Below are 14,615 nucleotides of genomic sequence, written 5' to 3'. Positions count from 1 at the left end.
GTCGGCCTGGCAGCGGGCCTCTCCTCGGCCAGGTCGTGGAGGGTTCCTCGGGATCAGCCCAGTTGGGCCTGGCTCAGCATGGATTCGAAGGCTGCGACGTAGGTGGCGGCTTCGGGATCGTCCTGTTCGGTTCTCACCCAGGCGATCACCGTGCTGGTTCCGACCGGAATCACCGCGATGCGCAGTGCGAGGTCGGGCTGCAGGCCGAAGCAGACCTCGATGGGGGTCTGCGGTCCCGGGCAGCCGAGCGTGCCGTCCAGGGATCTGGTGGTGCTTGCGGTGACCAGCGTTGCGCTGTGTCCGTCGACGGTCGTGCTGGTCTCGTTGGTGAAGGCCGCGCCGGCACTGGTCAGGCTGCGGAGGTAGGACAGGTAGTCCGCAGGCGGCTGCTGCGGCGATGTGCTGTCCGGCCGGTAGAGAACGGCGGGGAGCAGGACCCGGATGTAGCGCTCGCCGTCGGCCGCAGCCCACGACACCAGAGTGCGGGTGTCCTCGGTGGGTGCGGGTTTGAACAAGCCGGGAACCGTTGCGGTGAAGGGGATCGCGAAGGTTCGACTGGTGAACGGGGTCTGTGAAGTGGTCGGCTCAGCGGGCGAGGTCGAGGGTGCGGTGGGTGGCACGGTGACCGCGACCGGGTCCTTGTCCGACGCGCATCCTGTGCCGAGGACGATCACCGCCAGGCAGAGCGCGGACGTGGTTCGGTTCGCCCGGTGGTTCATGGTGTTCCCCCTGGTGTTCTTCTCGTTCGACAGTGCGCCCGATCGCAGGCAGGCACCAGGGCTGGAGTCTTTTCGGCCGCGGGCGTTCGGTGGTCGGAATGTTCCCGGCGTGAGGCATGGCGGATGCCACCACGGAGTGCCAGGGTGATGAGTGGGGGCTGGTATGAACAGAACACCACATCATTGGGCGTTGGCCTGTGGGCTGGCGCTGGTTCTCACCGTGACGGCGTGCAACGGTGACCCGACCGAGGTCGACCCGGTCGACAACGCGGGGCCGGTGACGTTGCGGCTGGGAACGGCGGACGACGACGCGAAACCGGGCGGGCTGGCGATCCTGCAGTTCGTCGAGCAGGTCAGGACGCTGTCGGACGGCAAGCTGCTGATCTACCCGGTCTGGGAAGCGGCCGCCGGGGCGCAGCAGTGGGACCAGGTCGTCGCGCGGATGCTGAAGGACAAGAAGGTCGACCTGGCGATGATCCCGAGCCGGACCTGGGACACCGAGGGGGTCACGAGCCTGCGCGCGCTGAACGCGCCGTTCCTCGTGACGTCGGATGCGCTGGCCGACAAGATCGTCGGCACAGCGGAGCTGTCGGACGAACTGCTGGCCGGCCTCGACAAGGCCGGTGCCACTGGTCTTGCGATGATGCCGGAAGGCCTGCGTCATCCGTTCGGGTTCGGGCGGGCTCTCGTGTCACCGAAGGCCTTCGCCGGTCAGGGAATCCGGACCGCCAAATCCGATCTCGGCGACGCCACCATCCGCGCCTTCGGTGGAAAGCCCGACGATGCGGTCGGTGACCTGTACGGCGCAGGAGTCCGCTCGGGCACGCTGACCGGCGCCGAGACCGGGTTCGTCCTGTCCGACTCGCTCCCGACCGCCGGGATCGCGGCGGCCAACGTCACCTTCACCACCAAGGTGAACACGCTCGTCGCCAACTCGGAGGTGCTGGGCGGGCTGACGCCGGACAACCAGCGCATCCTGCAGGCGGCGGCGACGGCGACCCGTGAATGGGTGGTCGCGCACCGGGTGCCGGAGTCGGCGCACGCGGCGGCCTACTGCAACCGTGGCGGCAAGATCGTCAACGCGACCGCGGTCGAGCTGCGCGCTTTCGATCAGGCGGTCCGGCCGCTGTACGTCGAGCTCGAGCAGGACCCGAAGACCAAGGCGATGATCGACCGGATCCGCACGCTGAAGCAGTCGGTCCGGGTCCCACCGACCGGGATCGCCGTCCTCTGCTGAGCCGGTGAGGCCTACGCCGAGCCGGTCCGCAGTTTCTCCAGGTCGGCCTGGCAGCGGGCTTCTACCTCGGCGAGGTCGTGGAGGGTTTGCTCGATGTCGTGGCGGCGTTGTTCGAGGTCGGCTCGGCGTCTGGTGATCTGGTTGAGCAGGTAGACGAGTTGGCCCTCCTCGCCGGGTTCGGCGTCGTACATGTCGACGATGGTGGCGATCTCGTCGAGGGAGAAGCCGAGGCGTTTGCCGCGCAGGATGAGGGCCAGGCGGACGCGGTCGCGGGGGTGGTAGACGCGGGTGGTGCCGCGGCGTTCGGGGGTGAGCAGGCCGCGGTCCTCGTAGAAGCGGATCGTGCGCAGCGTGACGTCGTACTGGGACGCCAGTTCGGTGATCGTCCAGGTCCCTGAGTCCGCACTCACCGGAATATTGTGCACCTACGGCATCGTGCTTTACGTTTACGTAAGCGTCAACCAGCAGCCGGGAGCAGAGATGTCGTTCGAGTTGTCCGAGGAGCACCGCGAGTTCCGCGCCAGCGTGCGGGACTTCGCGCAGGCCGAGATCGCGCCGTACGCCGCCGAGTGGGACCGCAAGCACCACTTCCCGGTCGAGACCGTGCAGAAGATGGGGCAGCTCGGCCTGTTCGGGCTGACCGCGCCGGAGCAGTACGGCGGCGCCGGCGGCGACTTCACCAGCCTGTGCGTCGCGATCGAGGAGATCTCCCGCGCGGACCAGTCGATGGGCATCACGCTCGAGGCGGCGGTCGGGCTCGGGATCAACCCGATCCTGACCTACGGCACCGACGAGCAGAAGCAGACCTGGCTGCCGGACCTGGTCGCCGGGCGGACGCTGGCCGGGTTCGGGCTGACCGAGCCGGAGTCGGGCTCGGACGCCGGCGCGACGAAGACCCGCGCGGTGCTGGACGGCGACGAGTGGGTGATCGACGGGTCGAAGCAGTTCATCACCAACTCCGGCTCGAGCATCACCTCGGTCGTCACGGTCACCGCGCGCACCGGTGAGCGCCCCGACGGGCGGCCGGAGATCTCCACGATCATCGTCCCGGCCGGTACGCCGGGGTTCGTGGCCGAGGCGCAGTACGACAAGCTCGGCTGGCACGCTTCCGACACCCACCCGCTGTCGTTCGCGGGCTGCCGGGTGCCGAAGGAGAACCTGCTCGGCGAGCGCGGGCGCGGGTTCGCGCAGTTCCTGGCGACGCTCGACGACGGTCGGGTCGCGATCGGCGCGGTCGCGCTGGGCTGCATCAAGGCCTGCCTGGAGATGTCGGTCCAGTACGCCGGGGAGCGCAAGACGTTCGGCGTACCGATCGGGCAGAAGCAGGGCGTGGCGTTCCAGATCTCCGACCTGAAGGTGATGGCGGACGCGGCCGAGCTGCTCGTGTACCGCGCGGCGGCGCTGAAGGACGCCGGAGCGCCGTACCAGGAGTTCAAGCAGGCGGCGGCGGTCGCGAAGCTGTACTCGAGCGAGGCCGCGGTCACCGCCACGCGGATCGCGACGCAGGTGTTCGGTGGGTACGGCTTCATGGAGGAGTACCCGGTGACGCGGTTCTACCGCGACGCCAAGATCCTCGAGATCGGCGAGGGCACGTCGGAGGTGCAGCGGATGCTGATCGCCCGCGGCCTCGGCCTCCCGGTCGAGTGAGCACCACGACGACCGGCCGGATGACAGGATTGGCCGTATGACGCGCGATCACTGGACCGAGGTCAAGGTCGCCCGCGAGGCGACGCTGGGCCCGACCGAGAAGGCCAAGGCCAAGCTCGACTCGCAGAACAAGCTGTACGTCCGCGACCGGATCGCGCTGCTCGTCGACGAGGGCAGCTTCGTCGAGGACGCGCAGCTGGCCAACGCGCTCAACCCGGGCCTGCCCGCGGACGGCGTGGTCACCGGGCGGGCGCTCGTCGACGGCCGGCCGGCGCTGCTGGTCGCGAACGACCCGACCGTGAAGGCCGGGTCGTGGGGGGCGCGGACGGTCGAGAAGATCGTCCGGATCACCGAGGTCGCGCTGCGCGACGAACTGCCGATCTTCTGGCTGATCGATTCCGCGGGCGCACGGATCACCGACCAGGTCGACCTCTTCCCTGGTCGACGTGGCGCGGGACGGATCTTCCACAACCAGGTCGCGCTGTCCGGCAAGGTGCCGCAGATCTGCTGCCTGTTCGGCCCGTCGGCCGCGGGCGGCGCGTACATCCCGGCGTTCTGCGACCTGGTGATCATGGTCGACGGCAACGCCTCGATGTACCTGGGCTCGCCCCGGATGGCCGAGATGGTCGTCGGCGAGAAGGTGACGCTGGAGGAGATGGGCGGTGCGCGGATGCACACGTCGGTCTCCGGCTGCGGCGACCTGCTCGCGAGCGACGACACCGAGGCGATCGAGCTGGCGAAGCAGTACTTCTCGTACCTGCCCGGTTCGTGGCAGGTGCGGCCGCCGTCGTACGACGCCTCGGCGCCCGGCCGGGACTTCACCCGCGACCTGGTGCCGGCCGAGGAGTCGGTCGGCTTCGACATCCACGACGTGATCGACGCGCTGCTCGACGCGGACACGTTCTTCGAGCTCAAGCCGGCGTACGCGCCGGAGCTCGTCACGGGGTTCGGGCTGCTCGCCGGGCAGGTGGTCGGGATCGTCGCGAACCAGCCGGCCGTCAAGGGTGGTGTGCTGTTCGTCGACTCCGCGGACAAGGCGGCGCGGTTCATCTGGCTGTGCGACGCGTTCAACGTGCCGCTGGTGTACCTGTGCGACGTCCCGGGGTTCATGATCGGCTCCGAGGTCGAGCGGGCCGGGATCATCCGGCACGGCGCGAAGATGATCACCGCCGTGTCAGAGGCGACCGTGCCGACGGTGTCGGTGATCGTCCGCAAGGCGTACGGCGCCGGGCTGTACGCGATGTGCGGGCCGGGGTTCTCGCCGGACGCGTGCATCGCGCTGCCGACCGCGAAGATCGCGGTGATGGGCCCGGAGGCGGCGATCAACGCCGTGTACTACAACAAGATCCAGGAGATCGCCGAGGAGACCGAGCGGGTCGAGTACGTCGCGAAGCTGCGCGAGGAGTACGAGACCGACATCGACATCCTGCGGCTGGCCGCGGATCTGGTGATCGACGCGATCGTCGAGCCGGAGAACCTCCGCGAGGACCTGATCGCGCGCCTCGCGGCGGCGCAGACCAAGGACCGCCACTTCAGCACGAAGCGGCACGGGGTGCCGCCGGTTTAGAGCTTGGCGAGTTCGGCTTGCAGGTAGGCCTGCAGGCCGGACTGCCAGCGCTTGGCCTTGGCGCCGCGGACGGTGGTGTCGGCGGCCCACTCGTCGAGCCAGTCGGCGCCGAGCCAGTCGATCGCGCCGGTGAGCCGGTGGAGCGCGGTGGTCTTCGGGCGGTCGCCGTACGACGAGTAGAAGGCCGGCGGGACTTCGGCACCGAGCAGGTGCACGTGCTCCTCGAGCGCGGCGATCTCGATGCCGGGGTCGCCGACCTGGGGTGAGTCCCAGTCGATGAGAGTCGTGCTGTCGGGGCCGACGATGATGTTGGCGGGGTAGACGTCTCGGTGCAGCAGCGCGGTGGGAGTCTCTCTCAGGTGGTCGGCGTAGTGGTCGATCATCGCGTGGAGTTTGGGCAGGTGATCGGCGACCTGGGCGAGGCTGGTCCGGTCGAGGAGCTCGTGCTGGGTGTGGACCGGGTCGGTGAAGTGCAGGTCGAAGGTGCCGTTGCCGAAGGCGCCGGTCAGGCGCATGGGGAAGCGGATGGCGTGGAGTCGGCGGAACGCCGTGCCGACTGAGTGCCAGGTGTTGTCGGTTGCTCGGGCCTGCTCGATGAGGGTCAGGAGCATGTCGCCGGGTGCGTACTCGTAGAGGGCGGCGTCGTCGGTTGCGGCGAGCAGGGCGGGGGCTGGGACGTGGTGAGCCGCGAGGAAGTGGGCGCGGCGGTCGGCCGGTGGGGTTCCTGCGCGGTGGCGGAGGACCACCTCGCGGCCGTCTTCCAGTACGGCGTGCAGGATCTCGTGGTCGAAGCCGTGGCCGGTGAGGGGTGTGGTGGTGGCGACCGGTGGGAGACCGGCTTCGGTGACGAACTGGTGGAGGAGGTCCGGCGTACTGGGCATGGCCGGATTGTGTCGGAGGTTGGTTTGGGGGCGTAGCGGTTTTAGGCTCGACGGTATGAGGGCTCCTGAGCGTGGGGCGTTGCCGTTGTGGCCGGCTACGACGCTGGGCCGGGCGTACGGGCGGGTGACCGAGGTCGTCCAAGGCCTGTCCGACGCGGATTTCGCGCGGGCGACGCGGTGCCCGGGGATGGCGGTCGGGCCGCTGCTGGTGCATCTGCTGTACGACGCGGAGCGGGCGCTCGCGGCGTTCGCGACGCCGTCGGTGGACGAGCCGGATCGGGACTTCGTGTCGTACTGGAAGGACTATCCGCCGGGGGCCGACGGGGACACGACGTTCGTGCAGGTGGTTGCCTCGGCGTACGAACGGCCTTCGGTCGGGCTGGTTCGGCACTGGCGGGAGCTGTCCGAGGCGGCGGTGCGGGCGGCGGCGTTCGGGCTCGTTGACAAGGGCAAGCGGGTCGAGACGCAGGGGCACGTGCTGACGGCGAAGGACTTCGTGGCGACGCTGATCGTCGAGGCCACCGTGCATCACCTGGACCTGACCGTCGAGCTGCCGGACGCGCCGGAGCCCGATCCGGAGGCGCTGCAGGTGACCGCGCGGACGCTGGACGGGCTGTTCGGGCCGGAGGCGTGGGACGTGATCGGGTGGGACACCACGACGTACGTGCTGAAGGGCACGGGCCGGGCGCCGCTGGATGAGGCTGATCGGGAGATGCTCGGGGCGCATGCGGAGCGGCTGCCGCTGCTGGGGTAGTTGGTACGGCGTACTGGGGTGCTGCCGCTGGGGAGCTGTTCGGGTTGATCGGGTAGAACAGCCGGGTGACCAACTTTGCTGCTCGTCTTCGCGCCCGGGAACAACTGGTCGGCTACTGGGTGGTGCTCGACGCGCCGCCGTCCACCGAACGGATCGCGCGGGTGGGGTACGACTACGTGGTGCTGGACGCTCAGCACGGGCTGCTGAGCACGCGGGGGATTCTCGACGGGCTGACCGCGATCGACGCGGCGGGCGCCGGGCGGGGTGCGGTGCGGATCGGCTCCGACGCCGAGGCGAGCGCGACTGTCGGGCTGGTGCGCGTGGAGGCGAACAACGCGACGCCGATCGGGCGGGCGCTCGACGCGGGGGCGACCGGGGTGATCGTGCCGCTGGTGGACAACGCCGAGGACGCGGCGTTCGCCGTACGGGCAGCCAAGTACCCGCCGAGCGGGATCCGGTCGTACGGGCCGACGCGGGCCGGGCTGCGGATCGGGCCGGTGCCGGCGGAGTCGGACGCGGCGACCGTCGTCCTGGCGATGATCGAGACCGCGTCCGGGCTGGAGAACGTCGAGGAGATCTGCGCGACGCCGGGGCTTGACGGGATCTACGTCGGGCCGTCGGATCTGTGTCTGGCGATCGGCGGGAAGTTCCCTGGCGACCCGGACGTGGCCGAGGAGTTCGAGGCCGCGATCAAGCGGATCGCCGAGGTCGCCGCTGCGGCGGGCGTTGCCGCGGGCATCCACAACAACGACGGGGCGTCGGCGAAGGCGCGGCTGGCCCAGGGCTACACGTACGCGACGGTCTCCTCCGACATCGACCACCTGCAGGGCATCGCCGCCGAGCACCTGGCTGTCGTGAAGAGCTGAGCCGTCGCTGCGCTCCCCGTTGGTGCTTGTCTGCCGGACCGATGCAGGAATCGATGCGGGCAGCCGTTCAGGGCGGCTGCCGTGGGTGCTGGTCGGCGGTGATGCGGCCGGTGGGGTTGCTGGTGGTGCAGGTCGTTGCGGCCGGGGAACAGCAGATAGTTGTGTGCGCGGGTGCGCGGGTGCGCGGGTGCGCGGGTGCGCGGGTGCGCGGGTGCGCGGGGTGGCGAGGCGCCGGGCCGCAGGGTGGCGGGGTGTGCCGGGCGAAGTTGGGCTGGAGTGCGGCCTGTCTGGTGGCGGCTAGAGGACTCCGGCGAAGGGGTCTTCCAGGGACTGCCAGTCGAGGGTGGTCAGTTCGGCTTCGGTGAGGAGGCAGGCGTCGAGGACCGACTGGAGGCGGGCGGGGTCGAGGCCTACGCCGGTGGCTACCACCGTGCACTCGGCGAGGTGGTTGGTGTCGGACCATTCGCCGAGCGTGCCGAGGGAGGCGCTGTAGCCGGCGGATTCCCAGCGGACTCGTTGGGTCGGCCGGTTGGCGAGCCAGACGACTCCCCGGCTGCGGACGACGCCGTTGACGATGTCTTCGAGGGCGTCGTTGAGGCGGGCCGGGTGGAGTGGGCGGGTGGAGCGCCACAGCACGGTGGTGACGCCGTCGCCGCTGGGCTGGAGGCGGTCGCTGTCGGCGAGGTCGCCGGCCCAGGACTCGGCGGCGGTGAAGTCGAAGAGGCCGGTGCGGGCGACCGGCGCGGCCGGTACGCCGGCGGGGTCGGCGGCGACGACCGTCGTCCGCGGGTTGAGGTGGAGCAGCAGGTTCTGCAGACGCTCGGGGGCCTTGCTGCGGTGCGCGTTGGCGAGGACGCAGATGTCGGCGTACTCGATCTGCCGGGCGGTCAGCTCCGCGACGTTGCGCCGGTCGGGCGGGCCGAGGGCGAGGCCGCGTTCGTCGAGGAGCTCGTCGCCGGAGAGCTGCTCGACCAGCAGTACGGCGTCGACGACGCAGGTGACGGTGTCGACCTCGACCTCCGGCATCGTCGCGACGAGCGCGCTCGCGAGCGGCCGGGCCTCCATCGCAGGCGGGGTCGCGAGCACGATGTGTTGCCAGTGGCCGCGCGCGACCAGGGTCTCGAGTAGCGGGAGCAGCGACTCGATCAGCTGGCAGGCGCCGCAGTCGTCGTCGACGGCGAACTCACCGGCGTCGATCCGGCCGCCGGCGTCGAGGACCTGCCAGGTCAGGACGCCGCGGCTGCGCAGCTCGTCCTGGTCCACGACGATCGCCACGGTGGTCGCGTCGACGACGGCGTCCAGGACGGGACCGCGGAGGGTCGTCGAGAGCCCTACGAGCAGGGACAGCGGGGTCTTGCGGTGGGCGGCCATGATCGGAGTATATGAAAACGGTTTTCATCAGTCCAGAGGTTGACGCGTCAGACTTCCCCGGAAGGGCGGGAAATTTCCGCGGTACGGCGCGGAATCGTGGTCGCCGGGCTGTTAAGTGTTAAGCCGGTCACGCCCGGGCCGGGCGCAGATCGGCGCTTCCCCGTGCGGGTGAGTGCGGGCTAGCCTCCGGGGGAGATCTGAGGAGGCGCTGTGCCGGATCGGTCGGAGGTGCCGGAGGAGGAGTTCGCGGCCGTGCTGCGCGCCGCGATCCGGGCGCGCGGGCTGGGGCTGGAGCGGATCCGCGACCGGCTGCGGGCGCAGGGCGTGACGGTCAGCCTCGCGACGCTCAGCTACTGGCAGTCCGGCCGCTCGCGGCCTGAGCGCCGCGATTCGCTGGTCGCCGTGGCGCTGCTGGAGTCCGTACTGGAAGTTCCGACCGGCACGCTGTCGTCGTCGCTCGGTCCGCCGCGGCGGCGTGGTCGCTGGCTGAGCACTGTGCCGTCGTCGGAGATCGCGGCCTTCTGGGCCGAGCCCGATCCGGTCGAGGACGCGGTCAGTGAGGTCGACATCCGCTGGGACGAGCGGCTCACCCGGATCAGCCAGCACGATCACGTGTACGTCGGGGCGCAAGCCGGCGAGCTCGCCTACCACTCGCGCCAGGTACTCCGCGCCGAGGCGGACGGCCCGGACCGCTGGGTCGTGATCATGCACCTCGACGAGCACGACCGGTCGCTGCCGGCGATCCGTCCGCTGCGGCACTGTCACCTCGGCCGTGTCGTCTCCCGGCCGGCCGACGGGCTGCTGGTTGCCGAGCTGCTGTTCGATCGCCCGCTCCGCAAGGGCGAAACGGTGATCACCGAGCACGAGCTGGTGAACTCCCCGCCGTACCCGCCGTCCGACAACTACGAACGCAAGTTCCGGTTGCCGGTGCGCGAGTACGTCCTGGAGATCTCGTTCGAGAATCCGCCGGTCTGGTGCGAGCAGTACTCGCAGCTCGACGACGACGCCGAGCAGACCCGCGCGGTCGAGCCGGGCTCCGCGGTGCACGGCGTCGCCCTCAATTTCGGGCCCGGCCGGTACGGATTCCGCTGGTCCTTCTAGCTGGTTCAGCTGTGAACTGTTGAGGCGTTTTGTTAAGTGTGAAAGGGATCTGGGCGATGTCGGTCGCCGTTGTTCGCTCCTAGGGTCGGGCCACCCCTCCCGGACGGACAAGGAGCAAACGCATGAGACGGCGCAGGACGAAGATGATCGGTGGGTCGGCGGTGGTGGGCCTGGTGGCCGGCCTGGTGGCGATCGGCGGGCCGGCGACTGCGGCCGAGCCCTCGCCGGTGGGCCCGCGGCAGGTCAGCCCGCAGCAGGTGTCGGAACGGTTGCCCAAGGCATCTGATTTGGCCGGGCGGTGGATCGCGGACGACGGGAAGCTGCACGTTGCGGTGACCGGCGCGGCCGCGGCTGAACGGGTTCGCCAGGCCGGCGGTACGCCGGAGCTGGTGGCGCGCAGTCAGCAGCAGCTGGACGAGCTGCTGGCCAAGGTGGACAAGATCGTCCGGGCCGACCGGCCCGCGGGACTGCAGAGCTGGGGCATCGATCCGGTGTCCAACAAGGTGGTCGTCAAGGTGCGTGGCGCGTACGGCGCGCTGAACGGGCTCGGCGACGGCGTACAGGTCGTTCGGACCGGGAGCGACTTCCGGCAGCAGGCCGGCGACGTGCATCCGGGTGATCCGTGGTGGCCGGGCAGCGAGAGCAACTGCTCGGTCGGGTTCCCGGCGACCGATGCCCAGGGCAACAAGCACTTCCTGACCGCCGGGCACTGCACCAACGATGCGAACCAGGCGGCGTACGGCGCGAGCAGCCAGCAGAACCGGCTCGGTACGTCGAACGTCGGTGGCAGTCGCAGCATCAACGCTCGCGAGGGCGACATGGGTGTCGTCGCGGTGACCGAGGCGGGGTGGAACATCTCGCCGGAGGTGAACACGTGGGGCCAGCCCGCGGTGACCGTCACCGGTTCGGCCGAGGCGATCGTCGGTGAGACGGTCTGTCACTCGGGGAACACCGCGCCGAAGTTCGAGTGCGGGAAGGTGCGGGCGGTGAACCAGTCGATCGACTACGGGAGCGTGGTGATCGACGGGCTGACCACGACCGACGCCTGCTCGCAGGGCGGCGACTCCGGCGGTGCATGGCTGCGTGGGGACAAGGCGGTCGGGCTGCACTCCGGTGGCAACTCGAACTGCGTGGCGAACGACGACAACTCGATCTTCCAGCCGGTCAACGAGGCCCTGGCCAAGTGGAACCTCACGCTGCTCATCGGCGACGGCGGGACGGGCGACACCCAAGCTCCGACCGCCCCGGGGAACGTCCGGTCCACTGGTACGACGAGCAGCTCGGTCTCGCTCGCGTGGGACGCTGCCAGCGACAACGTCGGGGTCACCGGGTACGACGTCTACAACGGCAGCACGCTGGCCGCCTCGGTCGCCGGTACGTCCGCGACGGTCAGCGGGTTGAGTGCCGACACGGCGTACTCGTTCACCGTGCAGGCCAAGGACGCTGCGGGCAACAAGTCGCCGCAGAGCGCTGCGGTGTCGGCGCGGACGCAGCCGGGGAGCGGTGGGGGCCGGACGTTCAGCAACGGGACCGACTACCCGATCAGGGACTACCAGACGGTGGTGAGCGCGGTCCGCTCGACGGCGACCGGCCGGGCGGCCAGTCCGATGCAGGTGACGGTCGAAGGAAGCCACACGTGCTTGGAGGACCTCAACATCAGCCTGGTCTCGCCGAGCGGCCGCTGGTACTACCTGCAGCGGTACGGCGGCAGCACCTGCCACGCGCTGCCTGCCAGCAAGACCTACTCGGTGCCGACCACCGAAAACGCCGCAGGCACCTGGACCCTACGCATCGGCGACAACGGTCCGGGTGACACGGGCACTCTCACCAACTGGTCCATCACCCTCTGACCATCAGCGCTGGGCTGGGGTGTCGTGGGGACATGCTCTGGCCTGCCGGTCATCGCCTCTGAAAGTCGGGGGCGGTGGCCGGGTTGGTCTGGTAGGCAGGGGTCATGACGAACGTGATCGGGCGGTACGACGGTGAGTGGGGCGAGCTGGTTCGGCTGTTGAATCTGGGGTTTGCGGAGCCTTGGAGCGACGCGCAGCTGGCCGCCGAGCGGAAGATGTGGGAGCCGGCGCGGAGCATCGTGGCGCGGGAGGACAAGGAGCTGACGGGGCACACCACGTCGTTCGGGATGACGATGTCGGTGCCGGGTGGGCAGGTGCCGGTGGCGGGCGTGAGCATGGTGTGCGTCAGCCCGACCCACACTCGGCGCGGGATCCTGCGGGACCTGATGCGGGCCCAGTTGACCGAGCTGCACGAGACCGGGGTCGAGCCGGTCGCCGTACTGACGGCCAGCGAGCCGGTGATCTACGGCCGCTTCGGCTACGGCCTGGGGTCGGACCACCAGCAGATCACCGTGCCGAAGGCGTCCCGCGCGCTGCGCCCGGTCGCCGGAGTCGAGAACGTCAGGATCCGGTACGCCGATCCGTTGGAGGCCCGGTCGGTGACCACCAGGATCCACAACGACGAAGCGCTCGGCCGGCCCGGGATGTTCCAGCACGACGAGCGGTGGGAGGACTACGTCGGCGGTGAGAACGTGGTGACCGACACCAGCGGCGCCTCGCCGCTGCGCTGCGTGCTGGCCTCGGTCGACGGTGAGGTGACCGGGTACGCGCACTTCCGCACCCGCCGTACGACGAAGGGCTTCGTCGACGTGTCCCGGGTGCATGCCCGCGACCTGGCGGCGCACGCGGCGCTCTGGCAGTTCCTGCTGAACCAGGACCTGCTGGGCGAGACGACCTACAAGCAGTTGCCGTCGGATGACCCGCTGCTGGCGCTGCTGTTCGACCCACGGGCGCCGAAGCCGGTCACGGCGGATGGCCTGTGGGTGCGGCTGGCCGACGTGGGCAAGGCGCTGGCCGGGCGAACGTACGCCGAGGAGATCGACGTGGTGCTCGGCGTCACCGACGAGTTCCTGCCGTGGAACGCCGGGCAGTGGCATCTGGCCGGTGGGCCGGCCGGCGCGACCTGCGAGCCGACGGACCGGCCGGCCGACGTACTGGTCGACGTACGGGAGCTGGGGGCGGTGTACCTCGGCAGGCCGTCGCTGGAACTGCTGGGAGCGGCCGGACTGGTCGAGGAGCGGACCGCGGGGGCACTGGCCGCAACTTCGCGGGCATTCCTCGGAAAGCGCCTCCCCTGGCTCGACACCGGGTTCTGATTCAGAGCTACTCTTCCCGGATGCAGCCGACGCGACGCAGTGTGCTGGCAGTGGCTGCTGCCCTCGTCCTGGGGGTCGCGGCCGTCGTGCTGGTGGTGTTCGCGTCGGCCGGCGGGAGCGTGCAGCCGATGAGTGAGAGCACGCGGACGGCCGCGCCGCGGACCCTGCCGACGATCAGCGTGACCCAGTCGGTGCCGGATCAGACGGCCGGTCCCACGCCGTCGCCCAAGGAAGTGAAGCCGATCGAGTTCCCCGACTGGCTCAAGACGCTGTGGCTGGCTCTGGTGTACGCCGCTGCCGTGCTGCTCGTGCTGTTCCTGCTGCGGCTGGTCTACCGGATCCTGCGCAAGGTGGAGCTGCCGCAGGCCGAGGACGGCGACACGGACTGGGAGCGGGTGAAGGTGGACCGGCTCGCCGAGGCCGTGGAGTCCGGCCTGTCGGCCATGGACTCCGGTACGGCGACGGACGCGGTCATCGCGTGCTGGGTCGCGCTGGAGGACGCGGCCGCGTCAGCTGGTGTCGCGCGGGAGCCGTCGGAGACGCCGGCCGAGTTCACCGTGCGCGTGCTCGGTGTGGGTGGCATCTCCGAGCCGGAGCTGCTTCGGCTGGCCCAGCTGTACCGGGAGGCGCGCTACTCCACGCACGGCTCGACCGAAGCGGCCCGCACCGAAGCCCGGGCGGCGTTGCTCCGCCTGCGCGACGAGCTGGCCGCAGCGGTGGCCGCCCGATGAGCAACTGGCCGACCGAGGAGACCACTCGCACCAGCCCACCGGTCAAACGACCGGCCCGCGCGCTGAACGGGATCCTGCTGCGGCACCTGCTGATCTGTCTGGTGGCCGCGCTGCTGCTGATCGCGGCGCTCGGGATCGCAGGCATGTCGCCCAGGCCGATGTGGTTCGTCGGGCTGGCGCTGGCCGTCGGCTTCGTGTCGGTCGCCGTACGGCTGGTGTTCCCGCAGATCGTCGAGACCACCTGGCCGTCGCGGTTCGACGAGAAGTGGGCCGAGCTGCGGAGCCGGAGCAACGACAACCGCACGCAGTTCCTGGCCACCTGGGTGCAGGAGTCCTCGCGGCAGCGGCGGGCCGGTGAGGGCTCGCTGAGCTTCACCCGGCGGATCCGGCCGATGCTGCTGGAGCTGACCACCGACCGGCTGGTGAACAGGCACGGCATCGATCCGCGGCTGGAGCCGGACCGCGCCCGCGCGCTGGTCGGCGACCAGGTGTGGGACCTGATCACCGGGACCGAGGCGGCGACCGTGTCGTACGCCGAGCTCGAGCAGGCTGTCCAGACCATCGAGAAGCTGTGA

Annotated in this window: 14 protein-coding genes; 10 read left to right on the top strand and 4 right to left on the bottom strand. The window is 70.2% G+C overall.

The window, feature by feature from the left end; translation table 11 throughout:
* Positions 1-53: 53 nt before the first annotated feature.
* Positions 54-719, bottom strand: a complete 666-nt coding sequence (locus ABD235_RS16450) for a hypothetical protein (RefSeq protein ID WP_344175005.1) — start codon at positions 717-719, stop codon at positions 54-56.
* Positions 720-882: 163 nt separating this feature from the next.
* Here ABD235_RS16450 and ABD235_RS16445 point away from each other — a divergent pair, with 163 nt between their 5' ends.
* A complete protein-coding gene (locus tag ABD235_RS16445; protein WP_344175004.1) occupies positions 883-1,956 on the top strand; it encodes a TRAP transporter substrate-binding protein in 1,074 nt (357 codons plus the stop codon).
* Between the two features lie 11 nt (positions 1,957-1,967).
* Here ABD235_RS16445 and ABD235_RS16440 read toward each other — a convergent pair whose 3' ends face one another.
* Positions 1,968-2,366 carry a MerR family transcriptional regulator gene (locus ABD235_RS16440; protein ID WP_344175003.1) on the bottom strand — a complete coding sequence of 133 codons (399 nt, stop codon included), beginning with the start codon at positions 2,364-2,366 and terminating at the stop codon, positions 1,968-1,970.
* Between the two features lie 70 nt (positions 2,367-2,436).
* Here ABD235_RS16440 and ABD235_RS16435 point away from each other — a divergent pair, with 70 nt between their 5' ends.
* Together ABD235_RS16435 and ABD235_RS16430 are read left to right on the top strand one after the other, a co-directional pair.
* Entirely contained in the window at positions 2,437-3,603 is a 1,167-nt protein-coding gene (locus ABD235_RS16435; protein WP_344175002.1) for an acyl-CoA dehydrogenase family protein, read from the top strand.
* 37 nt (positions 3,604-3,640) lie between these two features.
* Positions 3,641-5,170, top strand: a complete 1,530-nt coding sequence (locus ABD235_RS16430; protein ID WP_344175001.1) for an acyl-CoA carboxylase subunit beta — start codon at positions 3,641-3,643, stop codon at positions 5,168-5,170.
* Here the strand turns inward: ABD235_RS16430 and ABD235_RS16425 are convergent.
* Positions 5,167-6,051, bottom strand: a complete 885-nt coding sequence (locus ABD235_RS16425; protein WP_344175000.1) for a hypothetical protein — start codon at positions 6,049-6,051, stop codon at positions 5,167-5,169. The two genes, ABD235_RS16430 and ABD235_RS16425, sit on opposite strands and share 4 nt — an antisense overlap.
* Positions 6,052-6,106: 55 nt before the next feature.
* On the opposite strand from ABD235_RS16425, the gene ABD235_RS16420 reads away from it, so the two are divergent.
* Together ABD235_RS16420 and ABD235_RS16415 are read left to right on the top strand one after the other, a co-directional pair.
* Positions 6,107-6,805, top strand: coding sequence for a maleylpyruvate isomerase N-terminal domain-containing protein (locus ABD235_RS16420; protein WP_344174999.1), 699 nt, complete (start codon positions 6,107-6,109; stop codon positions 6,803-6,805).
* A 65-nt stretch (positions 6,806-6,870) separates the two neighbouring features.
* The gene (locus tag ABD235_RS16415) at positions 6,871-7,671 is read left to right on the top strand and encodes an HpcH/HpaI aldolase family protein (RefSeq protein ID WP_344174998.1); all 801 of its coding nucleotides are present in this window, start codon (positions 6,871-6,873) and stop codon (positions 7,669-7,671) included.
* Positions 7,672-7,968: 297 nt separating this feature from the next.
* On the opposite strand, the gene ABD235_RS16410 is transcribed toward ABD235_RS16415, so the two are convergent.
* The gene (locus tag ABD235_RS16410) at positions 7,969-9,042 is read right to left on the bottom strand and encodes a CobW family GTP-binding protein (protein WP_344174997.1); all 1,074 of its coding nucleotides are present in this window, start codon (positions 9,040-9,042) and stop codon (positions 7,969-7,971) included.
* A gap of 210 nt (positions 9,043-9,252) precedes the next feature.
* Between ABD235_RS16410 and ABD235_RS16405 the strand changes: the two genes are divergently transcribed.
* The 5 genes from ABD235_RS16405 (at position 9,253) to ABD235_RS16385 (ending at position 14,615) form a co-directional block, all read left to right on the top strand.
* On the top strand, positions 9,253-10,143 hold the full coding sequence (locus ABD235_RS16405) for an XRE family transcriptional regulator (RefSeq protein WP_344174996.1): 891 nt from the start codon (positions 9,253-9,255) through the stop codon (positions 10,141-10,143).
* Between the two features lie 122 nt (positions 10,144-10,265).
* The gene (locus tag ABD235_RS16400) at positions 10,266-11,993 is read left to right on the top strand and encodes a proprotein convertase P-domain-containing protein (protein WP_344174995.1); all 1,728 of its coding nucleotides are present in this window, start codon (positions 10,266-10,268) and stop codon (positions 11,991-11,993) included.
* Positions 11,994-12,097: 104 nt separating this feature from the next.
* Positions 12,098-13,309 (top strand): GNAT family N-acetyltransferase, encoded by a 1,212-nt coding sequence (locus ABD235_RS16395; protein WP_344174994.1) that lies wholly within the window; start codon positions 12,098-12,100, stop codon positions 13,307-13,309.
* A 20-nt stretch (positions 13,310-13,329) separates the two neighbouring features.
* Positions 13,330-14,040, top strand: coding sequence for a DUF4129 domain-containing protein (locus tag ABD235_RS16390; RefSeq protein WP_344174992.1), 711 nt, complete (start codon positions 13,330-13,332; stop codon positions 14,038-14,040).
* Positions 14,037-14,615, top strand: a complete 579-nt coding sequence (locus tag ABD235_RS16385; protein WP_344174991.1) for a hypothetical protein — start codon at positions 14,037-14,039, stop codon at positions 14,613-14,615. The genes ABD235_RS16390 and ABD235_RS16385 overlap by 4 nt, the downstream gene beginning before the upstream one ends.

Origin of the sequence: Kribbella lupini (genome assembly GCF_039529595.1) — a bacterium.
GTDB classification, from domain to species: domain Bacteria; phylum Actinomycetota; class Actinomycetes; order Propionibacteriales; family Kribbellaceae; genus Kribbella; species Kribbella lupini.
The sequence above is the reverse complement of the archived record's forward strand: the minus strand, read 5'-3'. Positions and strand labels throughout refer to the sequence as shown.

What these genes read in the sequence shown, in the direction of transcription:
- ABD235_RS16445 (WP_344175004.1), top strand. Translation starts at nt 883, where the DNA reads ATGAACAGAACACCACATCATTGGGCGTTGGCCTGTGGGCTGGCGCTG.
- ABD235_RS16430 (WP_344175001.1), top strand. Translation starts at nt 3,641, where the DNA reads ATGACGCGCGATCACTGGACCGAGGTCAAGGTCGCCCGCGAGGCGACG.
- ABD235_RS16435 (WP_344175002.1), top strand. Translation starts at nt 2,437, where the DNA reads ATGTCGTTCGAGTTGTCCGAGGAGCACCGCGAGTTCCGCGCCAGCGTG.
- ABD235_RS16420 (WP_344174999.1), top strand. Translation starts at nt 6,107, where the DNA reads ATGAGGGCTCCTGAGCGTGGGGCGTTGCCGTTGTGGCCGGCTACGACG.
- ABD235_RS16425 (WP_344175000.1), bottom strand. Translation starts at nt 6,051, where the DNA reads ATGCCCAGTACGCCGGACCTCCTCCACCAGTTCGTCACCGAAGCCGGT.
- ABD235_RS16385 (WP_344174991.1), top strand. Translation starts at nt 14,037, where the DNA reads ATGAGCAACTGGCCGACCGAGGAGACCACTCGCACCAGCCCACCGGTC.
- ABD235_RS16450 (WP_344175005.1), bottom strand. Translation starts at nt 719, where the DNA reads ATGAACCACCGGGCGAACCGAACCACGTCCGCGCTCTGCCTGGCGGTG.
- ABD235_RS16395 (WP_344174994.1), top strand. Translation starts at nt 12,098, where the DNA reads ATGACGAACGTGATCGGGCGGTACGACGGTGAGTGGGGCGAGCTGGTT.
- ABD235_RS16390 (WP_344174992.1), top strand. Translation starts at nt 13,330, where the DNA reads ATGCAGCCGACGCGACGCAGTGTGCTGGCAGTGGCTGCTGCCCTCGTC.
- ABD235_RS16400 (WP_344174995.1), top strand. Translation starts at nt 10,266, where the DNA reads ATGAGACGGCGCAGGACGAAGATGATCGGTGGGTCGGCGGTGGTGGGC.
- ABD235_RS16410 (WP_344174997.1), bottom strand. Translation starts at nt 9,042, where the DNA reads ATGGCCGCCCACCGCAAGACCCCGCTGTCCCTGCTCGTAGGGCTCTCG.